Origin of the sequence: Hoeflea sp. AS60, from assembly GCF_038900115.1 — a bacterium.
GTDB lineage: Bacteria > Pseudomonadota > Alphaproteobacteria > Rhizobiales > Rhizobiaceae > Hoeflea.
Window position 1 is genome coordinate 1,546,530 of the sequence record NZ_JBBMQP010000001.1, and the last position, 24,330, is coordinate 1,570,859.

General features: G+C 57.3%; 28 protein-coding genes. 24 read left to right on the plus strand and 4 right to left on the minus strand.

Features of this window, described 5'->3' with window-relative positions; genetic code table 11:
- Nucleotides 1-60: 60 nt before the first annotated feature.
- The 3 genes from WNZ14_RS07120 to WNZ14_RS07130 are packed head-to-tail and all read right to left on the minus strand — an operon-like array spanning nucleotide 61 to nucleotide 2,277.
- Nucleotides 61-795 carry a creatininase family protein gene (locus tag WNZ14_RS07120; RefSeq protein WP_342867878.1) on the minus strand — a complete coding sequence of 245 codons (735 nt, stop codon included), beginning with the start codon at nucleotides 793-795 and terminating at the stop codon, nucleotides 61-63.
- An 8-nt stretch (nucleotides 796-803) separates the two neighbouring features.
- Entirely contained in the window at nucleotides 804-1,460 is a 657-nt protein-coding gene (locus tag WNZ14_RS07125) for a glutathione S-transferase family protein (protein WP_342867879.1), read from the minus strand.
- A 40-nt stretch (nucleotides 1,461-1,500) separates the two neighbouring features.
- Complete coding sequence (locus tag WNZ14_RS07130; RefSeq protein ID WP_342867880.1) at nucleotides 1,501-2,277, minus strand: transporter substrate-binding domain-containing protein; 777 nt, start codon at nucleotides 2,275-2,277, stop codon at nucleotides 1,501-1,503.
- Nucleotides 2,278-2,398: 121 nt separating this feature from the next.
- Between WNZ14_RS07130 and WNZ14_RS07135 the strand changes: the two genes are divergently transcribed.
- The 8 genes from WNZ14_RS07135 (at nucleotide 2,399) to WNZ14_RS07170 (ending at nucleotide 7,931) form a co-directional block, all read left to right on the plus strand.
- Nucleotides 2,399-3,160 carry an amino acid ABC transporter ATP-binding protein gene (locus WNZ14_RS07135; RefSeq protein WP_342867881.1) on the plus strand — a complete coding sequence of 254 codons (762 nt, stop codon included), beginning with the start codon at nucleotides 2,399-2,401 and terminating at the stop codon, nucleotides 3,158-3,160.
- Complete coding sequence (locus WNZ14_RS07140) at nucleotides 3,124-3,909, plus strand: amino acid ABC transporter permease (RefSeq protein WP_342867882.1); 786 nt, start codon at nucleotides 3,124-3,126, stop codon at nucleotides 3,907-3,909. The genes WNZ14_RS07135 and WNZ14_RS07140 overlap by 37 nt, the downstream gene beginning before the upstream one ends.
- Before the next feature lie 10 nt (nucleotides 3,910-3,919).
- On the plus strand, nucleotides 3,920-4,501 hold the full coding sequence (locus WNZ14_RS07145) for a peroxidase-related enzyme (protein ID WP_342867883.1): 582 nt from the start codon (nucleotides 3,920-3,922) through the stop codon (nucleotides 4,499-4,501).
- 58 nt (nucleotides 4,502-4,559) lie between these two features.
- Nucleotides 4,560-5,528, plus strand: a complete 969-nt coding sequence (locus WNZ14_RS07150) for a 2OG-Fe(II) oxygenase family protein (RefSeq protein WP_342867884.1) — start codon at nucleotides 4,560-4,562, stop codon at nucleotides 5,526-5,528.
- The gene (locus tag WNZ14_RS07155; RefSeq protein ID WP_342867885.1) at nucleotides 5,528-6,160 is read left to right on the plus strand and encodes an XRE family transcriptional regulator; all 633 of its coding nucleotides are present in this window, start codon (nucleotides 5,528-5,530) and stop codon (nucleotides 6,158-6,160) included. Before WNZ14_RS07150 ends, WNZ14_RS07155 begins: the two co-directional genes overlap by 1 nt.
- Complete coding sequence (locus tag WNZ14_RS07160) at nucleotides 6,160-7,227, plus strand: hypothetical protein (protein WP_342867886.1); 1,068 nt, start codon at nucleotides 6,160-6,162, stop codon at nucleotides 7,225-7,227. The genes WNZ14_RS07155 and WNZ14_RS07160 overlap by 1 nt, the downstream gene beginning before the upstream one ends.
- A gap of 157 nt (nucleotides 7,228-7,384) precedes the next feature.
- Entirely contained in the window at nucleotides 7,385-7,807 is a 423-nt protein-coding gene (locus WNZ14_RS07165) for a hypothetical protein (protein WP_342867887.1), read from the plus strand.
- Nucleotides 7,800-7,931, plus strand: a complete 132-nt coding sequence (locus tag WNZ14_RS07170) for a hypothetical protein (RefSeq protein ID WP_342867888.1) — start codon at nucleotides 7,800-7,802, stop codon at nucleotides 7,929-7,931. The genes WNZ14_RS07165 and WNZ14_RS07170 overlap by 8 nt, the downstream gene beginning before the upstream one ends.
- A 46-nt stretch (nucleotides 7,932-7,977) precedes the next feature.
- Here the strand turns inward: WNZ14_RS07170 and WNZ14_RS07175 are convergent, their stop codons facing one another.
- Nucleotides 7,978-8,727: a hypothetical protein gene (locus WNZ14_RS07175; RefSeq protein WP_342867889.1), complete on the minus strand. Its 750-nt coding sequence runs from the start codon at nucleotides 8,725-8,727 to the stop codon at nucleotides 7,978-7,980.
- Nucleotides 8,728-9,094: 367 nt separating this feature from the next.
- On the opposite strand from WNZ14_RS07175, the gene WNZ14_RS07180 reads away from it, so the two are divergent.
- From WNZ14_RS07180 to cheD, 16 genes are all read left to right on the plus strand, one after another.
- Nucleotides 9,095-9,616 carry a hypothetical protein gene (locus WNZ14_RS07180; protein ID WP_342867890.1) on the plus strand — a complete coding sequence of 174 codons (522 nt, stop codon included), beginning with the start codon at nucleotides 9,095-9,097 and terminating at the stop codon, nucleotides 9,614-9,616.
- An 83-nt stretch (nucleotides 9,617-9,699) separates the two neighbouring features.
- Nucleotides 9,700-10,923, plus strand: a complete 1,224-nt coding sequence (locus tag WNZ14_RS07185; RefSeq protein ID WP_342868534.1) for an imelysin family protein — start codon at nucleotides 9,700-9,702, stop codon at nucleotides 10,921-10,923.
- Nucleotides 10,924-10,933: 10 nt separating this feature from the next.
- Entirely contained in the window at nucleotides 10,934-11,251 is a 318-nt protein-coding gene (locus WNZ14_RS07190; protein ID WP_342867891.1) for a (2Fe-2S)-binding protein, read from the plus strand.
- 46 nt (nucleotides 11,252-11,297) lie between these two features.
- Nucleotides 11,298-11,780: a bacterioferritin gene (gene bfr / locus WNZ14_RS07195; RefSeq protein ID WP_342867892.1), complete on the plus strand. Its 483-nt coding sequence runs from the start codon at nucleotides 11,298-11,300 to the stop codon at nucleotides 11,778-11,780.
- A gap of 205 nt (nucleotides 11,781-11,985) precedes the next feature.
- Complete coding sequence (locus WNZ14_RS07200; RefSeq protein ID WP_342868535.1) at nucleotides 11,986-13,467, plus strand: di-heme oxidoredictase family protein; 1,482 nt, start codon at nucleotides 11,986-11,988, stop codon at nucleotides 13,465-13,467.
- Nucleotides 13,467-14,555 (plus strand): imelysin family protein, encoded by a 1,089-nt coding sequence (locus WNZ14_RS07205; RefSeq protein ID WP_342867893.1) that lies wholly within the window; start codon nucleotides 13,467-13,469, stop codon nucleotides 14,553-14,555. Before WNZ14_RS07200 ends, WNZ14_RS07205 begins: the two co-directional genes overlap by 1 nt.
- Entirely contained in the window at nucleotides 14,552-15,628 is a 1,077-nt protein-coding gene (locus WNZ14_RS07210) for a DUF1513 domain-containing protein (RefSeq protein ID WP_342867894.1), read from the plus strand. Before WNZ14_RS07205 ends, WNZ14_RS07210 begins: the two co-directional genes overlap by 4 nt.
- Nucleotides 15,629-16,405: 777 nt before the next feature.
- Nucleotides 16,406-17,962 (plus strand): globin-coupled sensor protein, encoded by a 1,557-nt coding sequence (locus tag WNZ14_RS07215; RefSeq protein WP_342867895.1) that lies wholly within the window; start codon nucleotides 16,406-16,408, stop codon nucleotides 17,960-17,962.
- A 66-nt stretch (nucleotides 17,963-18,028) separates the two neighbouring features.
- Nucleotides 18,029-18,328, plus strand: a complete 300-nt coding sequence (locus tag WNZ14_RS07220) for an STAS domain-containing protein (protein ID WP_342867896.1) — start codon at nucleotides 18,029-18,031, stop codon at nucleotides 18,326-18,328.
- Entirely contained in the window at nucleotides 18,325-18,690 is a 366-nt protein-coding gene (locus WNZ14_RS07225; protein WP_342867897.1) for a response regulator, read from the plus strand. Before WNZ14_RS07220 ends, WNZ14_RS07225 begins: the two co-directional genes overlap by 4 nt.
- A gap of 13 nt (nucleotides 18,691-18,703) precedes the next feature.
- Nucleotides 18,704-20,965 (plus strand): chemotaxis protein CheA, encoded by a 2,262-nt coding sequence (locus WNZ14_RS07230; RefSeq protein WP_342867898.1) that lies wholly within the window; start codon nucleotides 18,704-18,706, stop codon nucleotides 20,963-20,965.
- A gap of 36 nt (nucleotides 20,966-21,001) precedes the next feature.
- The gene (locus WNZ14_RS07235; protein WP_342867899.1) at nucleotides 21,002-21,436 is read left to right on the plus strand and encodes a chemotaxis protein CheW; all 435 of its coding nucleotides are present in this window, start codon (nucleotides 21,002-21,004) and stop codon (nucleotides 21,434-21,436) included.
- Nucleotides 21,433-22,314 carry a protein-glutamate O-methyltransferase gene (locus WNZ14_RS07240; RefSeq protein WP_342867900.1) on the plus strand — a complete coding sequence of 294 codons (882 nt, stop codon included), beginning with the start codon at nucleotides 21,433-21,435 and terminating at the stop codon, nucleotides 22,312-22,314. Before WNZ14_RS07235 ends, WNZ14_RS07240 begins: the two co-directional genes overlap by 4 nt.
- Nucleotides 22,315-22,319: 5 nt before the next feature.
- A complete protein-coding gene (locus tag WNZ14_RS07245) occupies nucleotides 22,320-23,384 on the plus strand; it encodes a chemotaxis response regulator protein-glutamate methylesterase (RefSeq protein WP_342867901.1) in 1,065 nt (354 codons plus the stop codon).
- Nucleotides 23,384-23,773 (plus strand): response regulator, encoded by a 390-nt coding sequence (locus WNZ14_RS07250; RefSeq protein ID WP_097108711.1) that lies wholly within the window; start codon nucleotides 23,384-23,386, stop codon nucleotides 23,771-23,773. The genes WNZ14_RS07245 and WNZ14_RS07250 overlap by 1 nt, the downstream gene beginning before the upstream one ends.
- Nucleotides 23,770-24,324: a chemoreceptor glutamine deamidase CheD gene (gene cheD, locus WNZ14_RS07255; protein WP_342867902.1), complete on the plus strand. Its 555-nt coding sequence runs from the start codon at nucleotides 23,770-23,772 to the stop codon at nucleotides 24,322-24,324. Before WNZ14_RS07250 ends, cheD begins: the two co-directional genes overlap by 4 nt.
- The last annotated feature ends 6 nt before the right edge of the window (nucleotides 24,325-24,330 follow it).

Genomic DNA, 24,330 nt, shown 5'->3' on the forward strand with positions numbered 1-24,330 from the left:
TCGACAACAATCAAAACCGGGATATCGCACACTTCTGACAGGATACTTGAACCATCCGGATCAGGATCTGCAGAAGGCGTCGAAATCCTCGGCAATGGCAGTAACAGCCGCTTCAACCAGCAGGTGCCCATGTTCGGGTCTGGCGAGCGCTGAATGGGAACCAACCCGGCCATCCGGAAAATCGCGCCGATGCTCGTCCGGCGGCCCGTGCCGGTCTCCAGTATGCGCGCGCATATAGTCGGGGCTCAACTTTCGTGGTGGCTGCTTTGCAATCTCGGATGGTTCGATCTGGCGGTGCAGCGCCTGGGTGATGGCGATCTCCGAAGGCGTGGCGTGCATGCCTTCCCAGTCGCCGTAATACTGTTTGCGCAGCACATTGACCGGTTCAAAATCCCACCAGCTGCGATAGCGCACAGAGGTGCCGGCCGGCGGGGCCAGCTGTGAAAGCGGCGCAAGATTGGCGCCGTGGCCGTTGACGATGTAGATCCGGGTGAAGCCTTGCGCCGACAGGCCTGTAATCACTTCGCTCACAAGCGCCAGAAACAGTTCTGTCGAAATCGATACCGTGCCGGGAAAAGCGGTGTTGAAAGGAGCAGGCGTGTAGCTGAAGCCCGGCGCACAAATGGCGCCTGCCAGATCTGCCGCCCGCTCTGCAATTGCGGATGAGCAGAGCGCATCGGTGCCGATCAGGCCCATCGGGCCATGCTGCTCAATCGAGCCGGTTGAAAGAAACACGCCGTTTCTGTGAGCCAGATAGGCTTCAACCTCCAGCCATGTCATGTGATCAAGCTTCATGATTGGCCTCAATCGTCACGCCCGAGGACAGCTTTCGCTAGCCAGCCGTCAAGCACCGGTCTGTAGGCATTCAGTTCCGCGGCGATCGCCGGCAGCGCACTCAAGCGCTCCCGGTAAGCCACCACTGCATCAGGCCAGACCATCCTCAAGTCGAAGACGGGGTCGAGCCTTTCGATCCATTCAAAGCTGATCGGAAATCCGCAATCGGCGAGCGTCAGCGTGTGACCGGCGTCCTCGCGTTCGCCAAGCATTTTGCCGAGCTGGGCCAGCCGGGCGGATAGGGCATCCGATTGCCGCCGTTGCACATCGTTGTCGCGCTCGTCAGCCCCGATATGCGCGAACAGCACACGTAGCGCCGGTTCCAGCCGTGTGTCATGGAACCGGGAAAGCTCGCGAACTTTCGCCCGAGCTGCAGGGGCGTCGGGCAGCATCTGTGGGCGCGGATGAAGCTCGTTGAGGTATTCGGCGATGGCTTCAGAATCTGCCAGTGTGATATCGCCATCAACCATGGCCGGCAGATTGCCCGAAGCGATCAGGCGCTTGTACTCATCTGAGCCGTAGCCGCCGGGTGGCGGCACTTCTTCCCATGTCAACTGCTTGTGACGCAGCAGGATCCTGAGCTTGGCGCAATAGAGGCTGGGGGCAATGGCATAGATGGTCAGCATGATTGGGAACCGTAACGGGGCGCTTGCGCGCCCCGCATCATCAGTTGGAAAGCTGCCATTTTTTGCTCAGCTCATCAAAAAAGCCAGCTTCTTTTTTCAAGGTGATCCAGGTGTTGATGTAATTGATCCAGACCTGATCTTCCTGCGGCAGCAGCATGGCAACCGGCGTCCGCGCACGCGGAGCGGAAACCGGCACGATCATCATCTCGGGATACTGCTCGACCAGTTTGTAGGCCTCGACATTCGATGTGATATGCGCGTCGGCGCGACCGCCAAGAACTTCCTGGAAATCCCGTGCCGGTGCTTCGACAATCTTGTACTGGGCGTTCGGGAAGAATTCCTTGACCTGCTTTTCCTGGGTCGTGCCAAGGGTGGCAGCGACTGTCACGTCGGCCTTGTCGAGATCAGCCCAATCCTTGAACTTGTCGGCGTTCTTTGCCAGGATCAAGGGCACTGTTGCGAGCGAAAAATAGCTCATCGAATAGCCGGCGGCCTTGGCGCGCGCAGGCGAAATCGAGGCCGAACCCGTCAGGTGATACTTGCCGGCGGAGACGCCGCTCACAAGTGTCTTCCAGTCGGTAGGAACGAACTCCACCTCGACACCGAGGTCTGTCGCCAACTGTGTCATCACGTCGATGTCGTATCCGGTATAGCTGTTGGTTGCCGGATCTTTCATCGTCATCGGGTTCCAGTCACCGGTGGTGCCGACCTTGAGTGTGCCGGAACTGAGGACGTCCTGAAGAGCGGATTGCGCATGGGCTTGCCCTGATGCGATTGCCATCATCAGAGCCATGGCGAAGGTGGTGAGAAAACGCATGGTAAATTCCCCTTTATTGAGCGTTCAGGCATCATTGTCCGGAAAATTTGAGTTTGCAACCGGATAAATTTGTTGCATAGAAAGCAACAGTATTTTGGTTTGTCTGTCTGAATCCGCCCAAATGGAGCAGTTTTTGTCCGATACCGCGCCGCCGATCATCAGTTTTGAACGGGTTTCGAAGCACTTTGATGATTTCAGGGTTCTAAACGAGATTTCTCTCGAGATTCGGCGCGGAGAAAAATTGGTCATCTGCGGCCCGTCGGGGTCGGGAAAATCCACACTTATCCGCTGCATCAACGGACTAGAGAGCCATGGCTCCGGCAAGATTGTCGTCTGCGGAGCGGAACTCGGGCCGGGAATGGGAGCAGACATATCGAACCGCTCCAAGGTCGGCATGGTGTTTCAGCAATTCAATCTGTTTCCCCATTTGACCGTGCTGGAAAACCTGACCCTGGGCCCGATGCGGGTGATGGGGCTGAAAGCATCCGATGCACGAGATCTGGCGATGCGCTATCTTGAACGCGTTCGCATCCCTGAACAGGCAGCGAAGTATCCGCGCCAATTGTCCGGAGGCCAGCAGCAGCGCGTGGCGATTGCGCGCTCACTGTGCATGAACCCGGAGATCATGCTGTTTGACGAGCCGACCTCGGCGCTGGATCCCGAGATGATCCACGAAGTGCTCGAGGTCATGGGCGAACTGGCTGAAAGCGGCATGACCATGATTTGCGTCACCCATGAGATGGGGTTTGCCCGCCGGGTCGCCGACATGATGGTTTTCATGGACCATGGAGAGATCGTCGAACGGGCCGAGCCCGCGACATTCTTCACCAGCCCCAGGAGCCCGCGATGCCGCGAGTTTCTGCAAAGGATACTGCAACATTGATGGGCCGGATCCGCACTCCGATTGTCTTGTTACTGCTCGCCACGGTGCTCAGCGGCTGCTCGGCCAATTGGGGCTGGTATGTCGTCAATCCGGCCACCAAGAACGGTGCCATCAATCTGTCCTTCATGCTGAGCGGGCTCAAATACACGGTTCTGCTGTCTTTAACGGCCATCGTCATTTCCGTGGTGGTCGGCCTGCTGATTGCATTGCCCGGGCTTTCGAAAAATCGCGGCCTCAGGTTCATGAGCCGGACCTATGTCGAGATCGTTCGGGCGGTGCCTATTCTGGTGCTCATTTTGTGGGTCTATTACGGCTTGCCGCAATTGTCGGGCCTGACGATCAGCGTCTTCTGGGCAGGCGTCATTGCACTCGCCCTGTCCGACAGTGCCTTTGAGGCGGAGATCTTCCGGGCCGGCATTCAGTCGATCGCCAAGGGGCAGTACGAGGCTGCGCATTCCATTTCGCTCAATTACCGCGACACCATGCGTTATGTCATACTGCCGCAGGCCATCCGCCGCATCCTGCCGGCGCTCGGCAACCAGCTCGTCTACATGCTCAAGATGTCATCGCTTGTGTCCGTCATCGGCATGCAGGAACTGACCCGCAAGGCCAATGAACTGGTCGTCAGCGAATACCGCCCGCTCGAAATCTATACGGTTCTGGTGCTCGAATATCTGGTCTTGATCCTGATCGTGTCTGCCGGAGTGCGCTGGCTTGAGCGCCGCATGAAAACCGATGAGCGAAACTAGGGAGACGCAGATGTCAGCCGCCTGGATCCACATGATTCCCGATGCCGAGGCCGATGACGCCTTGATGGAGACACTGAAGCTGGCGCGCACGCCGCATGGCACTGTCGACAATGTCATGCGCGTCCATTCGCTCAGACCCGGCACCATGCGTGGCCATGTGGCGCTCTATCGTGCGGCGCTTCATGACGACAGCAACACCCTGCCCATGTGGCTGCAGGAGACCATCAGCTCCTACGTGTCCATGCTCAACACATGTCCCTATTCACTCGCCAATCACTGGGCCAATGCGCATCATCTCATCGGAAACAACGAGCGCGCCGACGCCATCCATGCCGCGTTGCAGGAGAAGCGTCCTGAGGATGTTTTCGCCGGCGCCGAACTTGCGCTCATGCGCTACGCGGAAAAGCTGACACTGAACCCGGGTGAGATGGAAAAGGCTGATGTGGAGGCCTTGCGTGAGGCCGGACTTGATGATGGCCAGATCCTCGAAGCCAACCAGATCATCGGCTATTTCAACTACGCCAACCGGCTTCTCAATGGCTTGGGCGTGACCACCGAAGGCGACATCGTCGGCTACTATGCGAAGACTTGACATGTTGCCTGAAAAGCAAATAATTTACCTATAGTAAATTTCTCGGAGGAGGCTTGATATGGGTTACTCGCAGGCTCGCCAAATGGACGCCGACCAGATTCCGGTAGTCGATATCACTCCCTTGCGTGATGGCAGCGATCCGCTTTCGGTCGCCCAGGCGCTGCATGCCGCCAGCACAGGCCTTGGTTTCATCTACATCAAGGGACACGGCATCCCTGAAGACGTGATCGCCAATTGTCGCACATCGGCCTACGAGTTCTTCCATGCTGACGCCGCGCTCAAGGAAACGGTGCGCGTGTCCTCCAAGCATCGCGGCTGGCTCGGTCAGGGCGGCGCCAAGATGCAGGATGAAGCCAAAGCCGACCTCAAGGAGAGTTTCATCTGGGGTTACCAGGATGATCAGGGGCAGACGCCGGAAGATCATGCGCTGCGCGGCCCCAATCAATGGCCCGGTTTCCTGCCGGACATGCAGGCCAATGCGATGACCTACTTCGAGCATGCCCATGGTGTTGCCCATTACCTGATGCAGGGCTTTGCCATTGGGCTGGGTCTGGAGCCGGACTTCTTCCTGCGCACCGCGACGCGTCCCCTGAGCCGCGCATCCTTTGTTTTTTACCCGCCGCAACCCGCTGAAATGGGCCAGAACCAGTTTGGAGTGGGACCACACACGGATTTTGGCGTCCTGACCGTTCTGTGTCAGGATTCCGTCGGCGGCCTTCAGGTTCAGGATACCAACGGTGAGTGGGTCGAAGCACCGCCGCTTGAAGGCACCTTGATCGTCAATGTCGCTGACCTGCTCGCCCGCTGGACCAATGGCGCCTACAAATCGACACCGCACCGGGTGGTCAATGCGTCAGGCCGCGAGCGGCTGTCGCTTGTCTTGGCATTTGATCCCGATCCGGACACTGTCATTGACGCCACACAGATCTATGGCGAGGATGGTAGTCAGGTCGAGCCGCCGATCACCTGCGGCGACTACCTTGTATGGCGTTTTGCCAAGGCATTTGCTTACCGAAAAGCCGAGTGATGGACGAAATGGAACAACCGGGTACGAGTGTGGAGCATCCAGTCGAAGCTTCGACCGGCAGTTCCGAAACCGATCTGGCAATCGGCCTGGCGCTGAAATCCATTCGGGAAGACCGCCAATTGTCGGCACGCCAATTGGCGACAAAGGCCTCCGTGTCGCCGGCGATGATCAGCCGGATTGAAAGCGGTCAGGTTTCCCCTTCGATCTCGACCTTGACCGCGTTGAGCCGCGCGCTTGATGTGCCGTTGGTCAGCCTGTTCAGGGAAACCGCATCCGACCACACCGATTTCACCCATGTCGAGAACGGCGGCGGCCTGAAATCCACCCGTATCGTCGGCAACCACCGGCATGATTATGTCAATCTGGCTTTCCACACCCGGCGTGATCTGCAGTTTGAAGCCCGAATTGTAACGTTGGAGCGCCAGGATGCCCGCCCGCCGATTTATCTTGGCCACGGGGTCGTTTTTATTCACATCCTCACAGGCGAAGCCATCTATCAGTACGGACCGAACGAATTCAGCTTGAAACCCGGTGACAGCCTCAGCCTCGACGCCGAACTCAGCCACGGATTTCGCAAGGTGCTGAGCCAAACGCTGACGTTTCTGACGGTACAGGCAGAACGGCGTGGATGATGGCACAGGCGGCTCCATCTGACAGCGATACGAAGGCTGGAGCCTACAATCTTCTCATCAACTGCGGTGGCTTCAAGCGCGGTGAGAAACTGCTGATCCTGCACGAGGATCCTGCGCTGGGTTGGTACGACCAAGCTGCACCGCTGGCAGTGGCCGAGACTGCATCAGAGCTTGGGCTTGTTGCGCATCTGGTTCAGGTCGGCGCGCCTTCCCAACCACTGGATCCTGTCGTCTCGGCACAGATCGCTGAAAGCGACAAAATAGTCTATTTCGCCCGTATCGGCGACGAAGACCGTTTCGGTGACGCCGCGCCTGGCAAGACATCGGTGATGAGCTACATCCGCTCCGCCGCCATGCTGGCGTCAGCCTATGGCAGGCTCGAGCACCAGGCCATGCTGTCCCTCAAGCAGGCCGTCAACGACGTTCTTGCGCGGGCTTCGCGGATCGACATCGAATGCCCGTTGGGGACGCAGGTTACCGGATCGCCGATCACCAATCCCAACGGTGCGGTGGATGTATCGATGCGGCGGTTTCCAATGGGCGTGCCGGCTCCCGTTTCAGCAGAACGATTTTCCGGCCGTGTTGCGCTTGCTGGCTATCTCACCCCGAGTGGGAATCGTGCCTACGCACCTGCCTGGCTGGCACTGGAAAAGACGATTTATGCGGAGATCGAGAATGGTCGCATCTTGGATTTTTCGGGCGATGCGGAGACTGTCGCAAGCGTTCGCAACCACTATCATCATGTGTCCAGCCTCTTCGGCATAGACGCTGGTGCGGTGCATTCCTGGCATGCCGGCATCCATCCCGGGGTCAAGTATGATATGGCTGTGGCGGATGATCCCGACCGTTGGTCAAACACGATTTTCACCAGTCCCGGCTATCTGCATTTTCACACCTGTGGCGCCTATGCCCCGGGAGAAATCTGCTGGATGCTGGCCAATCCTGGCGTCTGCGTCGATGGTGTTGCGCTTTGGAGCCAAGGCCAATTGCGTCCGGAGCTGCATGATGAAACGAGAAGCTGTCTGGAGGCATTCCCGGCGTTGAAGCAGCTGTTTGATCTCGCCTGACTTGCAACCGCGGCCCGGTCTCTTGGCGTGTCCTTGTGCGCGAAGAGCTTGTCACGACGATCTTTCTTCTGCCGCGCGCATTTTCCGGCGATGAAACGATTCCCTTTCCAACAAAACGGGTCTAGCTTTCGCGTTCAATGACGTGAGGGGAGCAGTGATGGACCGACCGGATGCAAGCAATAGCATACTGGCGCTGCGCCGCGCCGCCACCGATGTGATCGGCTTTTCAGATCTTGGCCGGGAAATGGTGTTGCAACGCGCCTATGGCAAAGCCATCGAATACCAGGCGCTGGCAGCAGCGGGCTGCTTGCGGCTTGGGACAGTGGCAGAAACCTTGCTGCCGCTGATGGAAGAAACAGCGCCCGGACAGGCGAAAACCATCGAGCAAATGCGCGCCCGCATAGTGATGCTCGCGCTTGGCGAATCCTGTCTCTCGTTTGATGAGTCCGCAGACGACAGCGATGATCTGATGTCGGAAACCGCACGTGCCTTTCACAGCGACGCTGTCCTCGTGCACGGCACCAAGCTGGCGCTGCTTATTCTGAATTTCACCAAAGCGATGGAGAAGGACGATGAATGAGAAAAGGCCGGACGACCGCCAGCCTCAAACGCTCAAAAGCCTGCTCCTTCGAGAAGGCCTGACCAAGAACAATTACGGCAAGGCGCTCATGGCCGAGTTGCGGGCAAAACTGGGCGCGCTTTAGGTCATCTGCGCAGTGTCAGAACCGGCGGGTTGGCAGATCGCTGTGATCACGCGAAGCGCTTTTCCAATCGCTCGGTTTCACAGGCTCTCAGCCACATCTCGTCGATCCGGGACAGCGCCCGGGCATCAAAACGCTCGGTGTGATGCCAGTATTCGCCGTCCTCGACCATGTAACCGAGCCTGGCTTCCTCTGAAAGTGCGTCTTCAATCATTGCCGGGTCAGTCTCAAAGGCGGCTAGCGGTCTCTTGAGATCTGCAAATGTGGCGCGTGGGAAGACTAGGCGGCTGTCAGGTTCCGCCGAAAGATTGATGCAGGCGCATCCCTGCCGCCCGGCAAGCGCCATCAGCCGCCCGGATTTGGCTTCAAGCGATTGCAAGGTCACATCCGGGCGCAACGGATCGGCGGTGCCATTGCCGTAAAAATGGGTCACCTTGCCGGAATAGGTCATGTCGCAGGCAAAATAGGCCAGGATATCCGGCTTGAGCACATCGAGAGCCCAATACCCGGCGGTAAATGCCATGGTGCCGCCGCCATAGACAAATCCTCCATAGCGGTTTTGAGCCGAAACGTAGCTTTCATGACTATGCACAGACTGCCATGGTGCGACCTGTTCTGGCATGCGATCGACCGGAAAGTCGCCTGCATGAACCAGATAATCCCAATCTGCGCGTGCCTGCCAGGCGTTGTTGATGGCAACAATTTTCACACGATCAGGCTTCTGCCAGTTCTGGATATTAGGCGCACTGGGGCCACTGCCGAGAATCAGGGCAATCGAAGGAAGCGTCATCTCAAGCATCTTTTCAGGTCCTCGGCGCCCCGGTACGCGAAACAGTCAAATCTGGCGTTGAGGTGAACGTAGGCACGGTTCGGCGGTCGGCAATGCTTGGGTCAATCATCCTGTCATTTTTTCACAATTCGGCATAACCGCGTTGCTGGTGGTTTGGGGCAGCATGAGACGCGTCTGGTCCCTTTATCAGGCAAATTGGCCCACTTTCCGGCAGTTATCTTCTTGTTGCATCTGTCAGGTTTAAGCCGTTAAGGCCCCGGTATGGCCAACCTGCGTAACAGTTTGGATTCATTCTAAACTATACAGTTTGACTCCACTTTCAGAATACATTACCCAAAATCTCATGTTTAGAAGGCGGGTCGATGAAATGGCACGAATGGAACACGATGATTGTGGAGACTGTCCGGCTGCAGCCTACCTGCGTCAGCAGCCGGAGAACCTGGTCATCAATGGATATCGCAACTGGATTGCCGGCCTGACACATTCGGATTCGCGCTACTGGGATGCGGCCCGGGCAACCCACGCCAAGGCGCTTGGGGCGATCGACGGGCCGGTGGCGCTTGATGCGATGGCGGCGCTGATCCGCCAGCTTGGCGCCTGCGCAACCTGCCCGCTGCGGTTTTACAAACCCGGCGCCGGACATCTGTGTCGCGATGAGTGTCTGGTGCTCGGCATGGTATCGGGCGCGCAGCACGGTGACGAGGATCTTCTGGTTCAGTCTGCCAGGCTGCTGACTTGTTCCGATGCATGCTTCGAGGTGGTCGACCGCGCAAGTGCTTACGCCGCGATCCTGCTTGGCCACAGCCAGCGACTGGCGCCGATCCCGTTGAGCGCGATTGCGGACATCGACATCAGATCATCTCTCGCCGTATCCGGCGCGAGTGGGTCTATCCACTGAATGAAATTGGAATAGTGAGAGTACTGCAGACCATGAAACGCTTCGCACATTTACTCGGACTTGGCCTCGCCGCCTCAACCGCCATGACCACCATTGCGCTTGCCGATGTGACTCCCGAAGCTGTCATTGCCCACTACGTTGATATCGCCGAAGCCAAGTACGGCGATGCGCTTTCAACGGCGCAGGCATTGGATGGCGCGATCGAGGACTTGCTCGCAAATCCGACGGACGAGACACTGAAAGCCGCAAGAACTGCATGGCTTGCGGCCCGCGTACCCTATCAGCAGTCCGAGGTCTATCGTTTCGGCAATCCGATCGTGGATGACTGGGAGGGGCGGGTGAACTCCTGGCCGCTGGACGAGGGTCTGATTGACTATGTTGATGCGAGCTATGGCTCCGAGAGCGACGAGAACACGCTTTTCACGGCGAATGTGATCGCCAATCCGTCCATCGAGATCAACGGCAAGACCATTGATGCCAGCAAGATTACCCCGGAGCTGATTTCCACCACGCTTCAGGAAGCCGGCGGCATCGAAGCCAATGTCGCTTCCGGATATCATGCGATCGAGTTCATGCTTTGGGGGCAGGACCTCAATGGCAATGGTCCCGGCGCGGGCAGCCGTCCCGCCACTGATTACAGCCTTGAGAATTGCACCAATGGCAATTGCGAGCGCCGCCGTGACTATCTTGGCGCAGCAAGCGATTTGCTTGTGGCTGATCTCGAAGAGATGGCTGCCAACTGGAAAGACGGCGGAGCGGCGCGGTTGGCGGTTGAGCAAGGCGGCGTAGCCAGCGGGCTTTCGACAATCCTCGCTGGCATGGGCTCGCTCTCCTATGGTGAACTTGCGGGCGAACGCATGAAGCTCGGTCTGCTGCTTGGCGACCCGGAAGAGGAGCATGATTGCTTCTCCGACAACACCCACAATTCTCACCGCTATGATGCGGTCGGCATTCGCACCGCTTATACCGGCGTCTACACCAGGCCCGATGGATCTGAACTGACCGGCCCGTCGCTCTCAGATTTGCTTGTTGCAAAGGATCCAGCGATCGCGAGCGAACTTTCGACTGATCTTGATGCCACTGTCACCGCCATGGAAGCGATGGTTGAGCGCGCAGAAACGGTTGAAGCCTATGATCAGATGATCGCCGTTGGCAACGACGAGGGCAACGCCACCGTACAGGCCGCTATTGACGGTTTGATCACTCAGACCCGATCGATTGAACGCGCCATAGCTGCACTTGAGCTCGGCACGATCGAACTGGAAGGGTCTGACAGTCTCGACAGCCCCGATGCCGTATTTCAGTGAGAACTAGACCATGATTGTTTGCAGCTGCAATTTCGTTTCGACCAAAGACATCGAGCAGGTCGTTATCGACTTCCTGAACGCCGACGAATGGCAGCTGATCACGCCGGGAAAGGTGTTTCAGGCAATGAGTGCGCGCGGCAAATGTTGTGGCTGTTTTCCTGGCGTGATCGACATCATCGTCGAAACAACTCAGGCGTATCATGCCCAGATGCAGAGCCCGGAGCCGAAGGTGGTGGAACTTTTGACCCGTATCGCGGATCAGCGTCTGCGTATGGAAAACGCAAAAAAGAAGGCGGCGGCCAAAAGGCAGTCGCAACTGGTGGCTTGATGGTGCAAAATGCAAAGCGTTTTCACCACAAGGACACGGACGACTTATGAAAAAGAGCAAGAAAGTCATCGACTGCCTCAATGAGGCTCTGTTTCTGGAGCTGGGGGCGGTCAATCAGTACTGGTTGCATTACCGGCTGCTTGACGATTGGGGTTACTCGAAACTGGCGGCAAAGGAGCGGGCGGAGAGCATTGAGGAAATGCAGCATGCCGACAAGATCATCGAGCGGATCATCTTCCTCGACGGTTTCCCCAATCTTCAGACGGTGGCGCCGCTCAGGATCGGCCAGAACATCAGGGAAGTGCTCGAAAGCGATCTGGCCGGCGAGCAGGATGCCTGGACCGCCTACACCAAATCTCGCGACATCTGTGAGAAAGAGGGCGACTATGTCAGCAAGAACCTTTTTGAGTCTTTGATCGCCGACGAAGAGGGGCATATAGATTTCCTTGAAACTCAGCTCGAGCTGCTCGGCAATCTGGGCGAACAGAAATATGGCCTGCTGAACGCATCACCTGCTGACGACGGGTAACTAATACAAGAACGCAAAGGCCTTTTTCGGGCCAATGCCGGGATTGAACATGATCGCGGAATCCAAAGTTTATGTGCTCACTGATGTAAAATTTGTGTGGCACTGTATGACCGATTACTTTTCATTACGTATTTCCAAACCGAACCGAATGCCTGCCTCCCGTTTTGTCCTCCGGGGCTGGGCGGCGGGCTGCTTGGCTCTTTCTATGCTGCTGCCGGCCTTGGCCGACGATCTGGCGGCGTTGCCTCACACACGCGATGACCTCACTGAAAAGGACCGCAAGCGTGTCGAGCGGGTTGTTCAGCCAACAACCAGCTTTGATGCGGCCGAACAGTTCGAACGAATGCAGGGCGGCGCAGGCACTTCCGTCAAGCTGGTCAATCGTGATGCCTTGTCGCAATTCAACGCCAATCTCACTTTTGAGCAGGAAGAGACCTTCAAGCTCGGCAATGCCCTGTTTCGCAAACTCTGGGTATCCTCGCCATCGTCAACCCTCGCATCTGACGGCCTCGGACCGCTGTTCAACGCACGGGCCTGTCAAAGCTGCCACATAAAGGATGGTCGCGGTCATCCGCCCGAAGGGGCTGCGGACGCGACGTCAATGTTCCTGCGGCTTGCACGTCCGGCAAAAACCGATGAGGAGCGTCAGGCGCTCGAGAATTTCCTTGTCGCCTCGCTGCCGGACCCAGGGTATGGCGGCCAGCTCCAGGATCTTGCCGTGCCCGGACTAAAGGCCGAAGGCCGGATGGTGATCGAGTATCAGGAGCAGCCGGTCGAACTGAGCGATGGTTCGGTGGTTTCCCTGCGCAAGCCAAGCTACAGCGTTGCTGATCTTGGCTTTGGTCCGCTCGATCCCGAGACCACACTGTCGCCGCGGATGTCGCCGCCGATGACCGGCATGGGCCTGATCGAAGCCATTCACCCGGCAGATATTCTCGCGCACGCCGATCCCGAGGACCTCGATGGTGATGGCGTTTCGGGTCGTGTTGCAATGGCCCGCGATCCCGCTACGGGCAAGCTTGCCGTCGGGCGCTTCGGCTGGAAGGCGCAGAATGCGACGGTACGTCAGCAGTCTTCCGGAGCCTTCGCCGGAGACATCGGTATTTCCACGCCTGACGTTCCCAACAGCCATGGAGATTGCACGGCCAGACAGGCTGAATGTCTGGCTTTGCCAACCGGTGTTCAGGCAAGTCTCGGTAACACCGAGGCGCCCGATCCGGTGCTGGATCTGGTCACATTCTATTCGCAGAACCTGGCGGTCCCGGCCCGTCGGCAGGTTGGCGATGCCGATGTTTTGGCAGGCAAGCAGACGTTCTACGATCTCGGATGCACGTCATGCCATGTGCCAAAGTATGTCACATCCCGGCAAGCGGCGACCAAGGAGCATCGGTTTCAGTTGATCTGGCCCTATTCCGATTTCCTGCTGCACGACATGGGCGATGGGCTGGCAGACGGCCAACAGGTTGGATCAGCCAGCGGCAAGGAATGGCGGACGCCGCCGCTATGGGGTGCTGGCTTGACCAAGATCGTCAATGACCATACGTTTTTCCTCCATGATGGCCGTGCGCGCAATCTGACCGAGGCCATTCTATGGCACGGCGGCGAGGCAGAAAATGCGCGGGATGGTTTTGCCGCTTTGCAGAAGTTGGATCGCGACAACCTGTTGAAATTTCTGGAAAGTCTCTGATGAACCGCATCTTGATCTGTCTAGTGGCGCTGGTTGCCAGCGCCGGTGCTGCTCTCGCGGATCAGGACACGACGCGTCCTCCTATCGGGCCAGTGCTGGAACGGATGCTCGTCGATTACATCCGTCCCGGCTATGCGGCCGTCAATGTCGCAGCATCGGATCTGACAGCCGCCGTAACTGCGCTTTGCAGCGCCCCGTCTGATGAGAATCTGCAAGCCTCACGGTCTGCATTTCGCGCTGCCGTGGACGGCTGGGCACGGATTGAATGGCTGCGGCTCGGTCCGGTGATGTCTGACAACAGGCTTGAGCGCATCCTGTTTTTCCCTGATCGGAAGGGCACGGGCAGAAAGCAGGTCCAGGCTGCCATCGCATCAAAGGATGAAAGCGTTACCGAGGTAAGCACACTCGCAGGCCAGAGTGTCGCGATGCAGGGCCTGGGCGCACTTGAGTTCATCCTTTTTGGTAGCGGTAGCGATGCGCTTGCCAAGTCTGAGGCGAGTCACCGCTGTGCATTTGCGAAGGCTGCTTCGTCCAACCTTGTTGACCTGTCGGACGAGATCATCGCCGGTTGGCAGGACGACGCCGATCTTGTGCCGGTGTTTCTCAAGCCAGGCCCGGAAAATCCCTTGTTCAGGACCGATCAGGAGGCTTTGAACCTGCTGCTGGGCCAGATGATCCATGGCCTCGATGCGATCCGCGACACCCGCGTGAGCGCTTTTCTTGATCAGGAAAATCCTGATCATGATCGGCCGAAGTCCGCACTTTTCTGGCGCTCCGACATGACTTTGCCGTCGATCAGCGCCAATCTGGAAGGTCTCGAAGCGTTGTTCAATGAAAGCGGCATCGAAGTCGTATCCAAAGACAGCGCACCCCGCCTCGCCGATACCATTCGCTTTGAGTTCAGGCAGGCAACTGATACCGCAAAGAGCCTGGAGGCCCCGGTCAGCGATCTGTTGGGCAATGCTGAAACGCGTGAAAAACTGGTCTATCTCGATTACGCCATCAAGATCATCGTGGGTCGTCTCGACGAGGAATTTGCTCAAGCCGGAGGTCTCGCGGTCGGATTTTCGTTTGGAGATGGCGATTGAAACCGGTCGTTCTTGAAAGACGCACATTTCTGGCGGGAGCAGGGCTTGCCTGGCTAAGCAGCCTCACACCGGCAGGGGCCGAGAAACTGCTTGCATCCGATGTTCTGTTTGCTGCCGCCTACAGGGATCCGCAGGGTGCCTATGGTGTCGCGATACTTGATGAAAAGTCAGCGATCGTTTCAACCCATACACTTCCGGGTCGGGGGCACGGTTTTGCAGTAAACCCACGAGCGCAATGGCTGGTGGCCTTTGCCCGTCGCCCCGGCAATTTTGCAGTCGCGCTGCATCGCGGGCGGGAAGCCGAACCAATTGCGTTCCATACGCCAGCGACCCGGCATTTCTATGGCCACGGTGTGTTCTCGGCAGACGCTCGTTTGCTCTATGCGGCTGAAAACGCATTTGAAACAGGCGACGGCGTCATTGGCGTTTACGATGTCACCAATGGCTTCAACCGCATAGGGGAGTTTGCCTCCCATGGTGTAGGGCCGCATGAAATCGTGTTGATGCCGGACGGCAGAACACTGTGCGTAGCAAACGGCGGCATACGCACCCATCCTGATCAGGGGCGCCAGAAGCTCAATCTGCCCACCATGGCGCCGTCCATGGTGTTGATCGACATCTTGACCGGGGCATTGCTCTCCTCCCACGCCCTGCCCGAAAGGCTGCATCGATTGTCCTTGCGCCATATGGCGGTGGACTCTAGCCATCAAGTCTGGATAGGCGGGCAGTACGAGGGCAACGCCGTCGACGAGGTGCCGGTTCTGGCAAGACTTGATGATGATTCGGGTTTGGTCTCGGTCGAACTGGAAGACGCTGCGGCGACGGCCCTTGGCAAATATGCTGGATCCGTGGCTATCGCCAATGACGGCGTGACCTTGGCCGTCACGTCGCCCAAGAGCGGCGCCGTGGTCATGCTGGATACCCGCACTGGCAAGGCTTTGAAGGTTGATAATATTCCAGGTACTTGCGGAATCCAGGCCCGTCGGGATGGCTTTGTCACCTCCAGTGAATCCGGCCGGTTTGGAACCGTTGGATATGATCGCGCCTGGGACAATCACATAGCCCGTGTATGAGATCTTTACTGCGCACGAAGATTTGGTGGCCCGTTGTGGGCCCGCATCTGTTCGCAGGTCAGCAGAAAAGCCGGCCTGAAAATGCTCGCGGACTGCAAGATCTTGTAGTCAGCGATTAAATTGTTAGCTTTTTAGCATGTTGAACTGGACCGAGCTGGCACCAGTAAAACGTCTGTAGCGGTAACAGATTTCTTCTTTGTCAGAAAATCCGCTTGAACCGGCGACGTGTTTCACTTGAATGAAGAAGAAGTGAAAAGCTTGCGAGAGTGGTGATAGCGATTGCAATCGCACCAATTCCTAGAACAATCATTGCTCGACCTCAGCTGACATCATTGTCATTGTCGGAATAAGCTTTAGGGGATGCAACTTGCCCGAAGCTTGTGTTGTAACATCTCCTTTTGCTTGAAACTGAACCGAGCTTGGCAAGTCAGATCGCGATTTATGCCCAATATATGATTAACACTGGCAATCAGCGTTAACCTTCGGGCAAGGATTAATACGTAAAAAACAATCTGATCTTCGGATTGTGGATATGAGCGATCATTGCGACCCCACAAAGGCATGAAGCCGCTCCGAGGTTCCGGCCAGATCCGGATTTCCAGAATTTCATGGGCCAAGCGGCGCGACGGTATGAAAACACCGACTGTGCTCTGTCAACAAGTGTGACAGGTACACAAGGTGTTTTGACCCCGCACACGCAGCAAGATCGGCCCAACTTATGTTTTCGGCACATAGCCGTCTATTGGGGTTAAACGCGTGGGGCAGGTTCAAGCAAGAGTGAGGGATGCAGCGGCTGCTGACGGCCTGCGCGCGCGCCTTGACTTGACCAAACTCGATCAGGCAAGCGGCGAACGTTTACGTGACATGCGGCCGATGATCGAGGCAGAGGCCCGAACTGCACTCTCCGCATTCTTCGAACGCCTTCAAAATACCCCGGAAATTGCCTCCCTGTTCACGTCCGGTCGCCAGATCGACCGGCTCGAAGAGCTTGAAGTCGCCCACTGGTCAATTTTGTCTGATGGCCGCTTTGACGGCCTCTACGTGGACCGGTCGGTTATCCTTGGAGAGGTTCGTCAACGCATCGGGCTTGATGCAGGCTGGTCGATTGGTGGTCATGCACTGGTACTCGAAAGGGTCATCCGCAGACTTGTCGACGAAAGCCGCACAGGCCTTTTCAAAGGCTTCTCGCGTCGTTCCGAGCGAAACCTGCTGGCTGATCGTCTTGTCGATGTTGTCAAGGCTGCACTTATCGATATCGACATGCAGGTGAGCCACAGACTTGGCGAGCAGGCCAGAACACTGACCAGGCAGCGCGAAGACGAAATCTCCGGGGAGCGGGCGCTGGTTGACGCAACTCTGGGCGCTGCTCTTGCGCAATTGGCCGATGGTGACCTGTCCGTTCGTATCGAGCCCCAGGCTCTTGAGATTCACCAGCAGGCTGCTGACAATTTCAATCGCGCCGTAAGCCGTCTCGAAGACCTTGTGACCGGATCCGCTGCCAGTCTTTCCGAGGCCCAGCAGCTCGCCGTTCGGCTCGGCGATGACATCGAGGCTGTTCGGGTCGAAATCCAGAGTTACGGCGTCAGCGTTGATGAAGAGCATGATGGCCTCGCGGACATCGCCGGTCGCATGAGCCTGATGGCAGAGACAGCCCTGAAGGCCGAGAACCTGATTGCCGAAGCCCGCAAGAGCGCCGAGGCCGGCGACCGGGTTGTTGGAGAAGCCATCGACGCTATGGCTGGGGCTCAAAATTCCGCCGAACAGATCGGCAAGATCATCTCGGTCATCGAAGAGATAGCATTCCAGACCAATCTTCTTGCGCTGAACGCGGGCATCGAGGCTGCACGTGCAGGCGACGCTGGTCGGGGCTTCGCGGTCGTGGCCACCGAAGTTCGGGCGCTTGCGCAAAGGTCTGCCGGCGCCGCCAATGAAATCAAGGACCTGGTTTCCGACGCAAAATCACATGTTGGCCGCGGTGTCGAGCTCGTCGATCAGACGCGATCGGCCATTTCCGGGCTTGTCGAGCAGGTTGGCAACATATCCCAGTCCGTTGCAGGTGTTGGAACACAGGCGCAGACGGAAGCCAGTCATATCAGCGGCTCGGCCACCTCTCTGGGACGCATCGCGGGTCTGATCACCACCGGTGGCGCACGCTTTGCCGGCGCGGCCGAAACCGGCGCTGATCTCAAACTCGTCATTTCAGAGCTTGGCGAGCAAATCCGGCTGCACCGGCGGCAGCGTCATGCCGGTTTTCAAAGTGTTGAGCTGACAGCGCAGCGATCACCCGCTGACGACGGACACATGCAAGCGTTGCCGCGGAGGCTCGCTCGATGAGCCCGATTGAAAGACAGAACGCATTGGCAAACAGCCTAGGCACATTCACCAGCAAGGATAGTCGACATGTCGTCTGACGGTACATCACCGAGAGTTTTGAAACTACCGGAGGTCCTGGACCTCAACGCGGCCAGTCGGCTGCACGAACAGGTGCTCGCGCACAAGGGCGAGGACATCGACATTGACGCATCCGATGTAAACCGGGTTGGCGCCCAGTGCATGCAGGTACTGTTGTCTGCTGCAAAGAGCTGGCGCGCCGAAGATCAGAATTTCAAGGTCGAGTCAGCGTCTGATGTTTTCGTCAAGACTCTGCAATTATTAGGAATTTCGGATGAAGCTATGCTTCCAAAGGAGATGCTGAAATGAAGAAGAAGGTTCTCACGGTCGATGACTCGCGAACCATCCGCAACATGTTGCTGGTGACATTGAACAATGCCGGCTTCGACATTGTGCAAGCGGAAGACGGTATCGAGGGATTGGAAGTTCTCGAGGAATCCAACCCGGACGTAATCGTCACAGATATCAACATGCCGCGCCTTGATGGCTTCGGCTTCATTGAAGGTGTGCGGCAGAACGAACGCTACCGCGCAATTCCTATCCTGGTTCTGACGACCGAAAGCGACGCGGAGAAAAAGAACCGCGCCCGCGAAGCCGGAGCAACAGGTTGGATTGTAAAGCCTTTTGACCCATCCAAATTGATCGCAGCCATCGAGCGTGTAACCGCCTGACAGGATCTTCCCCATGGATATGAATGAAATCAAGGAGATCTTCTTCCAGGAATGCGAGGAACAACTCGCAGAACTGGAATCTGGTCTGCTCCGACTCAATGATGGCGATACCGATCCGGAAACGGTAAATGCGGTTTTTCGCGCGGTGCATTCGATCAAGGGTGGCGCAGGGGCCTTTGGTCTGGATGATCTCGTCTCCTTCGCTCACGTGTTTGAGACAACACTTGATTGCGTTCGATCCAACAAGCTTGACGCCTCGCCGGACCTGCTCAAGGTAATGCTCAGATCCGCCGATGTTCTGGCCGACCTCACCGCGGCGTCTCGCGATGGCGGCAGCGTTGAGGCATCCCGTACCTCGGGTCTGGTGGCTGAACTTGAAGCCTACGCCAAGGGCCAGCCATTGCCGACTTCCGCTGCACCCGCCGCTGCACCCGCGGCGGCCAAGGTAGAAGCTCCGGCGGTCGAGGCACCGGCACCGTCCGACGACAGCGGTTTTCAGCCCGTTCCGTTCAGTTTCGACAGCATTGATGATGATGATGAACTCGCGATCGATGATAGCCATTCGGTGTTTACTGTTCGCTTCAAGCCGCGCTCCGATCTTTACGCGAAAGGCAATGAGTCCGTTCTTATCCTGCGCGAACTGGCCAAGCTCGGCGAGCTTCAGGTGCGCTGCATAACCGACGATCTGCCCTCGATTGATATGCTCGATCCTGAAGGTTCGTATTTTTCATGGCTGATCCGGGTTGAAACCGATCAGGACGAAGAAGCCGTTCGTCAGGTTTTCGAGTTTGTAGAGTGGGACTCCACGGTTGAAATCAAGGCCGGTGCTGACGAGGAGGCTTTTGCCGCCCTGAACGCTTCGGGTGAGGAGCAGCCGATGGCGGCAGTTCCGTTCGACCTGTCTCTGCTGGAAGATCAGCCGTCTGTTTCTTCCGAACCAGCCGTTTCCGAAACTCCCGCAGCCGCCGAAGAAACACCTCTGGCTCCGGCGAACTTGCCGCTCGCAGCCAAGGCGATTGCGGCAGAAGCTGAGAAGAAGGAAAACGTGGTTCCCGCGGCTCCTGCCGCGCCACAGACCATCCGTGTCGACCTTGACCGGGTTGATCGTCTGATCAACCTCGTTGGTGAGTTGGTCATCAACCAGGCAATGCTGGCGCAAAGTGTCGTTGAAAACGAAAGCGGCGGCTCATCCGCCGTCAACCTTGGACTCGAAGAACTTCAGCAGCTGACCCGGGAAATCCAGGACAGCGTGATGGCCATCCGTGCGCAGCCGGTCAAACCGGTATTCCAGCGTATGGGCAGGATCGTTCGCGAAATTGCAGACATGACCGGCAAGCAGGTTCGACTGGTTACCGAAGGTGAAAACACCGAAGTCGACAAGACGGTTATCGACAAGATCGCCGAACCGTTGACGCACATGATCCGCAACGCGGTCGACCATGGACTGGAACGGCCGGAGAAGCGTACCGAGCTTGGCAAGAACGCCGAAGGTGTTCTGCGTCTGAGCGCGAAACACCGCTCCGGGCGTATCGTCATCGAGATTGCCGACGACGGCGCTGGCATCAACCGCGAGCGTGTCCGTTCCAAGGCGATCGAGAATGGCTTGATTGCTCCCGATGCAAATCTGAGTGATGAGGATATCGACAACCTGATCTTCCACCCCGGTTTTTCCACCGCGGACAAGATTTCGGACATTTCCGGACGTGGCGTCGGCATGGACGTGGTCAAGCGCTCCATTCAGGCTCTGGGAGGTCGGATTTCGATCACTTCCAAGCCTGGCAAGGGCTCTGTCTTCACCATGAGCTTGCCGTTGACACTTGCCGTCCTCGACGGAATGGTCGTCACGGTCGCCAACCAGACGCTTGTTGTGCCGCTCACCGCAATTGTGGAGACGTTGCAGCCGGAGAAGGCCGATATCCATTCCTTCGGTCCAAGCCAGCGGCTTATTGCGATCCGCGATACATTCTGCCCGCTCGTCGACGTCGGCAATATCCTCAACTTCCGCTCGGATCTCGCAAATCCGATCGATGGGGTGGCATTGCTGGTCGAATCCGAGGGTGGCGGTCAGCGCGCGCTGATGGTCGACGCCATCCAGGGCCAGCGGCAGGTGGTGATCAAGAGCCTCGAAGCCAACTACACGAATGTTCCCGGCATTGCCGCGGCAACAATTCTTGGCGATGGACGAGTGGCTCTCATTCTTGATGTCGATGCAGTTGTCACGGCTTCTCGCGGTCAGCCGCTGAGCCCTGACATGATGCTCGCGGCGACCGGTTAAGAGGGACAGTACACCATGCGGATTTCCGGAAATGATATGCTGGAGTTGATTGCCTTTAACCTTGGCGATCAGGAGTTTTGCATCGAAGTGATATCAGTGCGTGAAATCCGCAGTTGGACACCCGCGACGATCTTGCCGCACTCTCCGCCCCACGTCTGTGGAGTAATCAACCTTCGTGGGGTGGTGCTGCCGGTGATGGACTTGTCGGTGAGGCTGGGTATGGCTCCAGCCGAACCGTCTCAGGGACACGTGATCATAGTCACGCAAATCGGAAGTCAGATTGTCGGTCTGCTTGTGGACGCAGTGTCAGACATTCTGGCAGTCCCTGCGAGCGACATTCATTCGGCGCCGGACGTGAGCAAGAACATGGATCCTGAACTGATCCGCGGGATGCTTCCGATGGATGATCGAATGATCTGCTTTATTCAACTCAACGCCCTTTTTGCCAGTACTGAAAGTGAGGCCGCATGAGCGCCGCTGCAATTCTCCAATCGGGACGGCCTGACGATTGCCTTGTAAAGGGAGAGTATCCGCTCACTCGCAAGGATCTCTCCGAGATCGCCGGAATGATCTATGCCGATGCAGGTATCGCTCTCAACGAGACCAAGGCATCTCTGGTCTATTCACGGCTGTCAAAGCGGCTGCGTCAGATTGGGCTCAACAGCTTCCGGGACTATTGCGCGCTCGTCAGTTCAACTGCAGGCGCTGACGAACGTCGCGAGATGTTGAGCTTCCTGACGACGAACTTCACCCGCTTTTTCCGCGAAAACCATCATTTCGAGCATCTTCGCAATGAAGTGCTGCCGGGTCTCATTAGCCGTGCCAATTCCGGCGGTCGGGTTCGCATATGGTCTTCTGCCTGCTCTGATGGCCAGGAGCCCTATTCGATTGCCCTGACAGTGCTCTCAATGGCGCCGAATGTGGCGAGCCTTGACTTCAAGATTCTTGCGACTGACATCGACCCGAAGATTATCGCTCAGGCGAAAGCCGGCGTCTATGATGGTCAGTCTATCGAAACCGTCGATGGCGCAATGCGCAGCAAGTGGTTCACCCAGACGCCCGAAAAGCGCTGGAAGGTCAACGACCAGGTCAAGCAGTTGGTGAGCTTCAAAGAACTCAACCTGATGGCACAGTGGCCGTTTCGGGGGCCGTTCGATGTCATCTTCTGTCGTAACGTTGTGATTTACTTTGATGAGCCGACCCAGGCGAAAATCTGGGTCCGGTACGCAGATCTTCTGCCGCCCGGCGGGCATCTCTACATCGGCCATTCAGAACGGCTTTCCGGTGACGGCAAGGATCGTTTCGAAAATACGGCCATCACGACTTATCGCCACAAGGGGAGGATCTGAAGACCATGACAGCACGAACGCGTGTACTTGTTGTAGATGATTCTCCGACTATGCGGAGCTTGATCAGGGCCGTTCTCCGGTCTGATCCGGGCATCGAAGTTGTTGGTGAAGCCGCCGATGCGCTTGAAGCCAGAAGCGCCATCAAGCAGCTCAACCCAGATGTCATCACGCTCGATGTCGAGATGCCGAACATGAATGGCATCGAGTTTCTTGATAAGATCATGAAACTCAGGCCCATGCCTGTCATCATGGTGTCGACGCTTACCCAGCGCGGCGCCGAGGCGACACTTGCGGCGCTCGAGATAGGAGCATTTGATTGCATCGGCAAGCCATTGCCCGGCGATCCGAAGCCGTTCGCGGGACTGGCTGAAACAGTCAAGGCTGCGGCGCGTTCGCAACGACATTTGCCTGAACTGTCCAACGGGCAGCCAGGTGTTGCGGTACCGGACTACGCGGCTCCCAGCGATTATCAGCCGGCGCGCAAGATCATCGCAATCGGCGCTTCGACCGGTGGAGTAGAGGCATTGATCGCGGTTTTGACCAAATTCCCGGCAAACTGTCCGCCAACGGTCATTACCCAGCATATGCCTGCGACTTTCACCAAGAGTTTCGCGGAACGGCTCAACCGGCTATGCGCACCTCAGGTCAAAGAAGCAGAGGATGGCGACCGGCTTGAGATCGGCCGCATTTATCTTGCGCCAGGTGGCGACCGCCATATGGAGATTTCCAATCCGACCGCGCCTCGCTGCATGCTGATGGAGGGTGCACCGGTCAACGGTCACCGTCCTTCGGTCGACGTGATGTTCAGATCAGTCGCTAAACTTGCCGGGCGCAAGGCGGTCGGAGTCATCCTGACCGGCATGGGGCGTGACGGCGCAAGCGGGTTGCTGGAAATGCACAAGGCTGGCGCCACCACGATCGGTCAGAACGAAAAAACCTCTGTTGTCTACGGCATGCCGCGCGTAGCGCATGAGATCGGTGCCGTAGATTTCCAATTGCCGCTTAATCAGATTGGGGAAGAGATCCTCAAGTCAACAACAACAACCTCTCGCAAAGATAGGGTCGCGTGATGTCCATTGCACAGAAAATCAAGGTTCTCATAGTTGATGATCAGGTGACCAGCCGGCTTCTGCTCGGCGACGCCCTGCAGCAGCTCGGTTTCACACAGATCACTGTGGCCGGCGACGGTGAGCAAGGCGCCAAGATCATGGCTCAGCAGCCGCACCATCTGGTTATTTCGGACTTCAACATGCCGAAAATGGATGGCTTGGGCTTTCTCCAGGCGGTCCGATCCAATCCGGCAACCAAGAAAGCGGCATTCATCATGCTGACAGCCCAGGGTGACCGGGCATTGGTTCAGAAAGCTGCTGCACTCGGTGCCAACAACGTTCTTGCGAAACCGTTCACCATTGAAAAAATGAAAGCGGCGATCGAGGCCGTGTTTGGATCGTTGAAATGACAACAGACGTCCAGTTTCGCCGGATTCATGTGATCCAGGGCGAGTACAAAGTATCTGACGATCCGGATGTCGTTCTGTCCACCATTCTTGGATCCTGCGTAGCTGCGTGCATGCGTGATCCGGTAGCGGGCGTTGGCGGCATGAACCATTTCCTGTTGCCCGGTTCGGGCAACGGGTCTGGCGGCGAAGCGACCCGTTACGGCGTGCATTTGATGGAATTGCTCATCAACGGCCTGTTGAAGAAGGGCGCCCGGCGCGAACGCATCGAAGCCAAGATTATCGGCGGCGCCAAGACAATTGCGGGCTTTTCCAATGTCGGGGAGAAGAACGCCGAATTTGCGCAGCAGTTCCTGAGCGATGAAGGCATTCGTATTGTCGGCAGCAACACCGGCGGCGATGTCGGGCGCAAGCTCGAATATTATCCAGTCAGCGGTCGCGCCCGCCAGTATCCGCTTTCCGGTGCAGAAATGCAGAAGACAGTGGCACTTGAGACTGCGGCACCAAAGATCATTGCACCGAAGCCGGTGGATACGTCGATCGAGTTTTTCTGAGGAGTT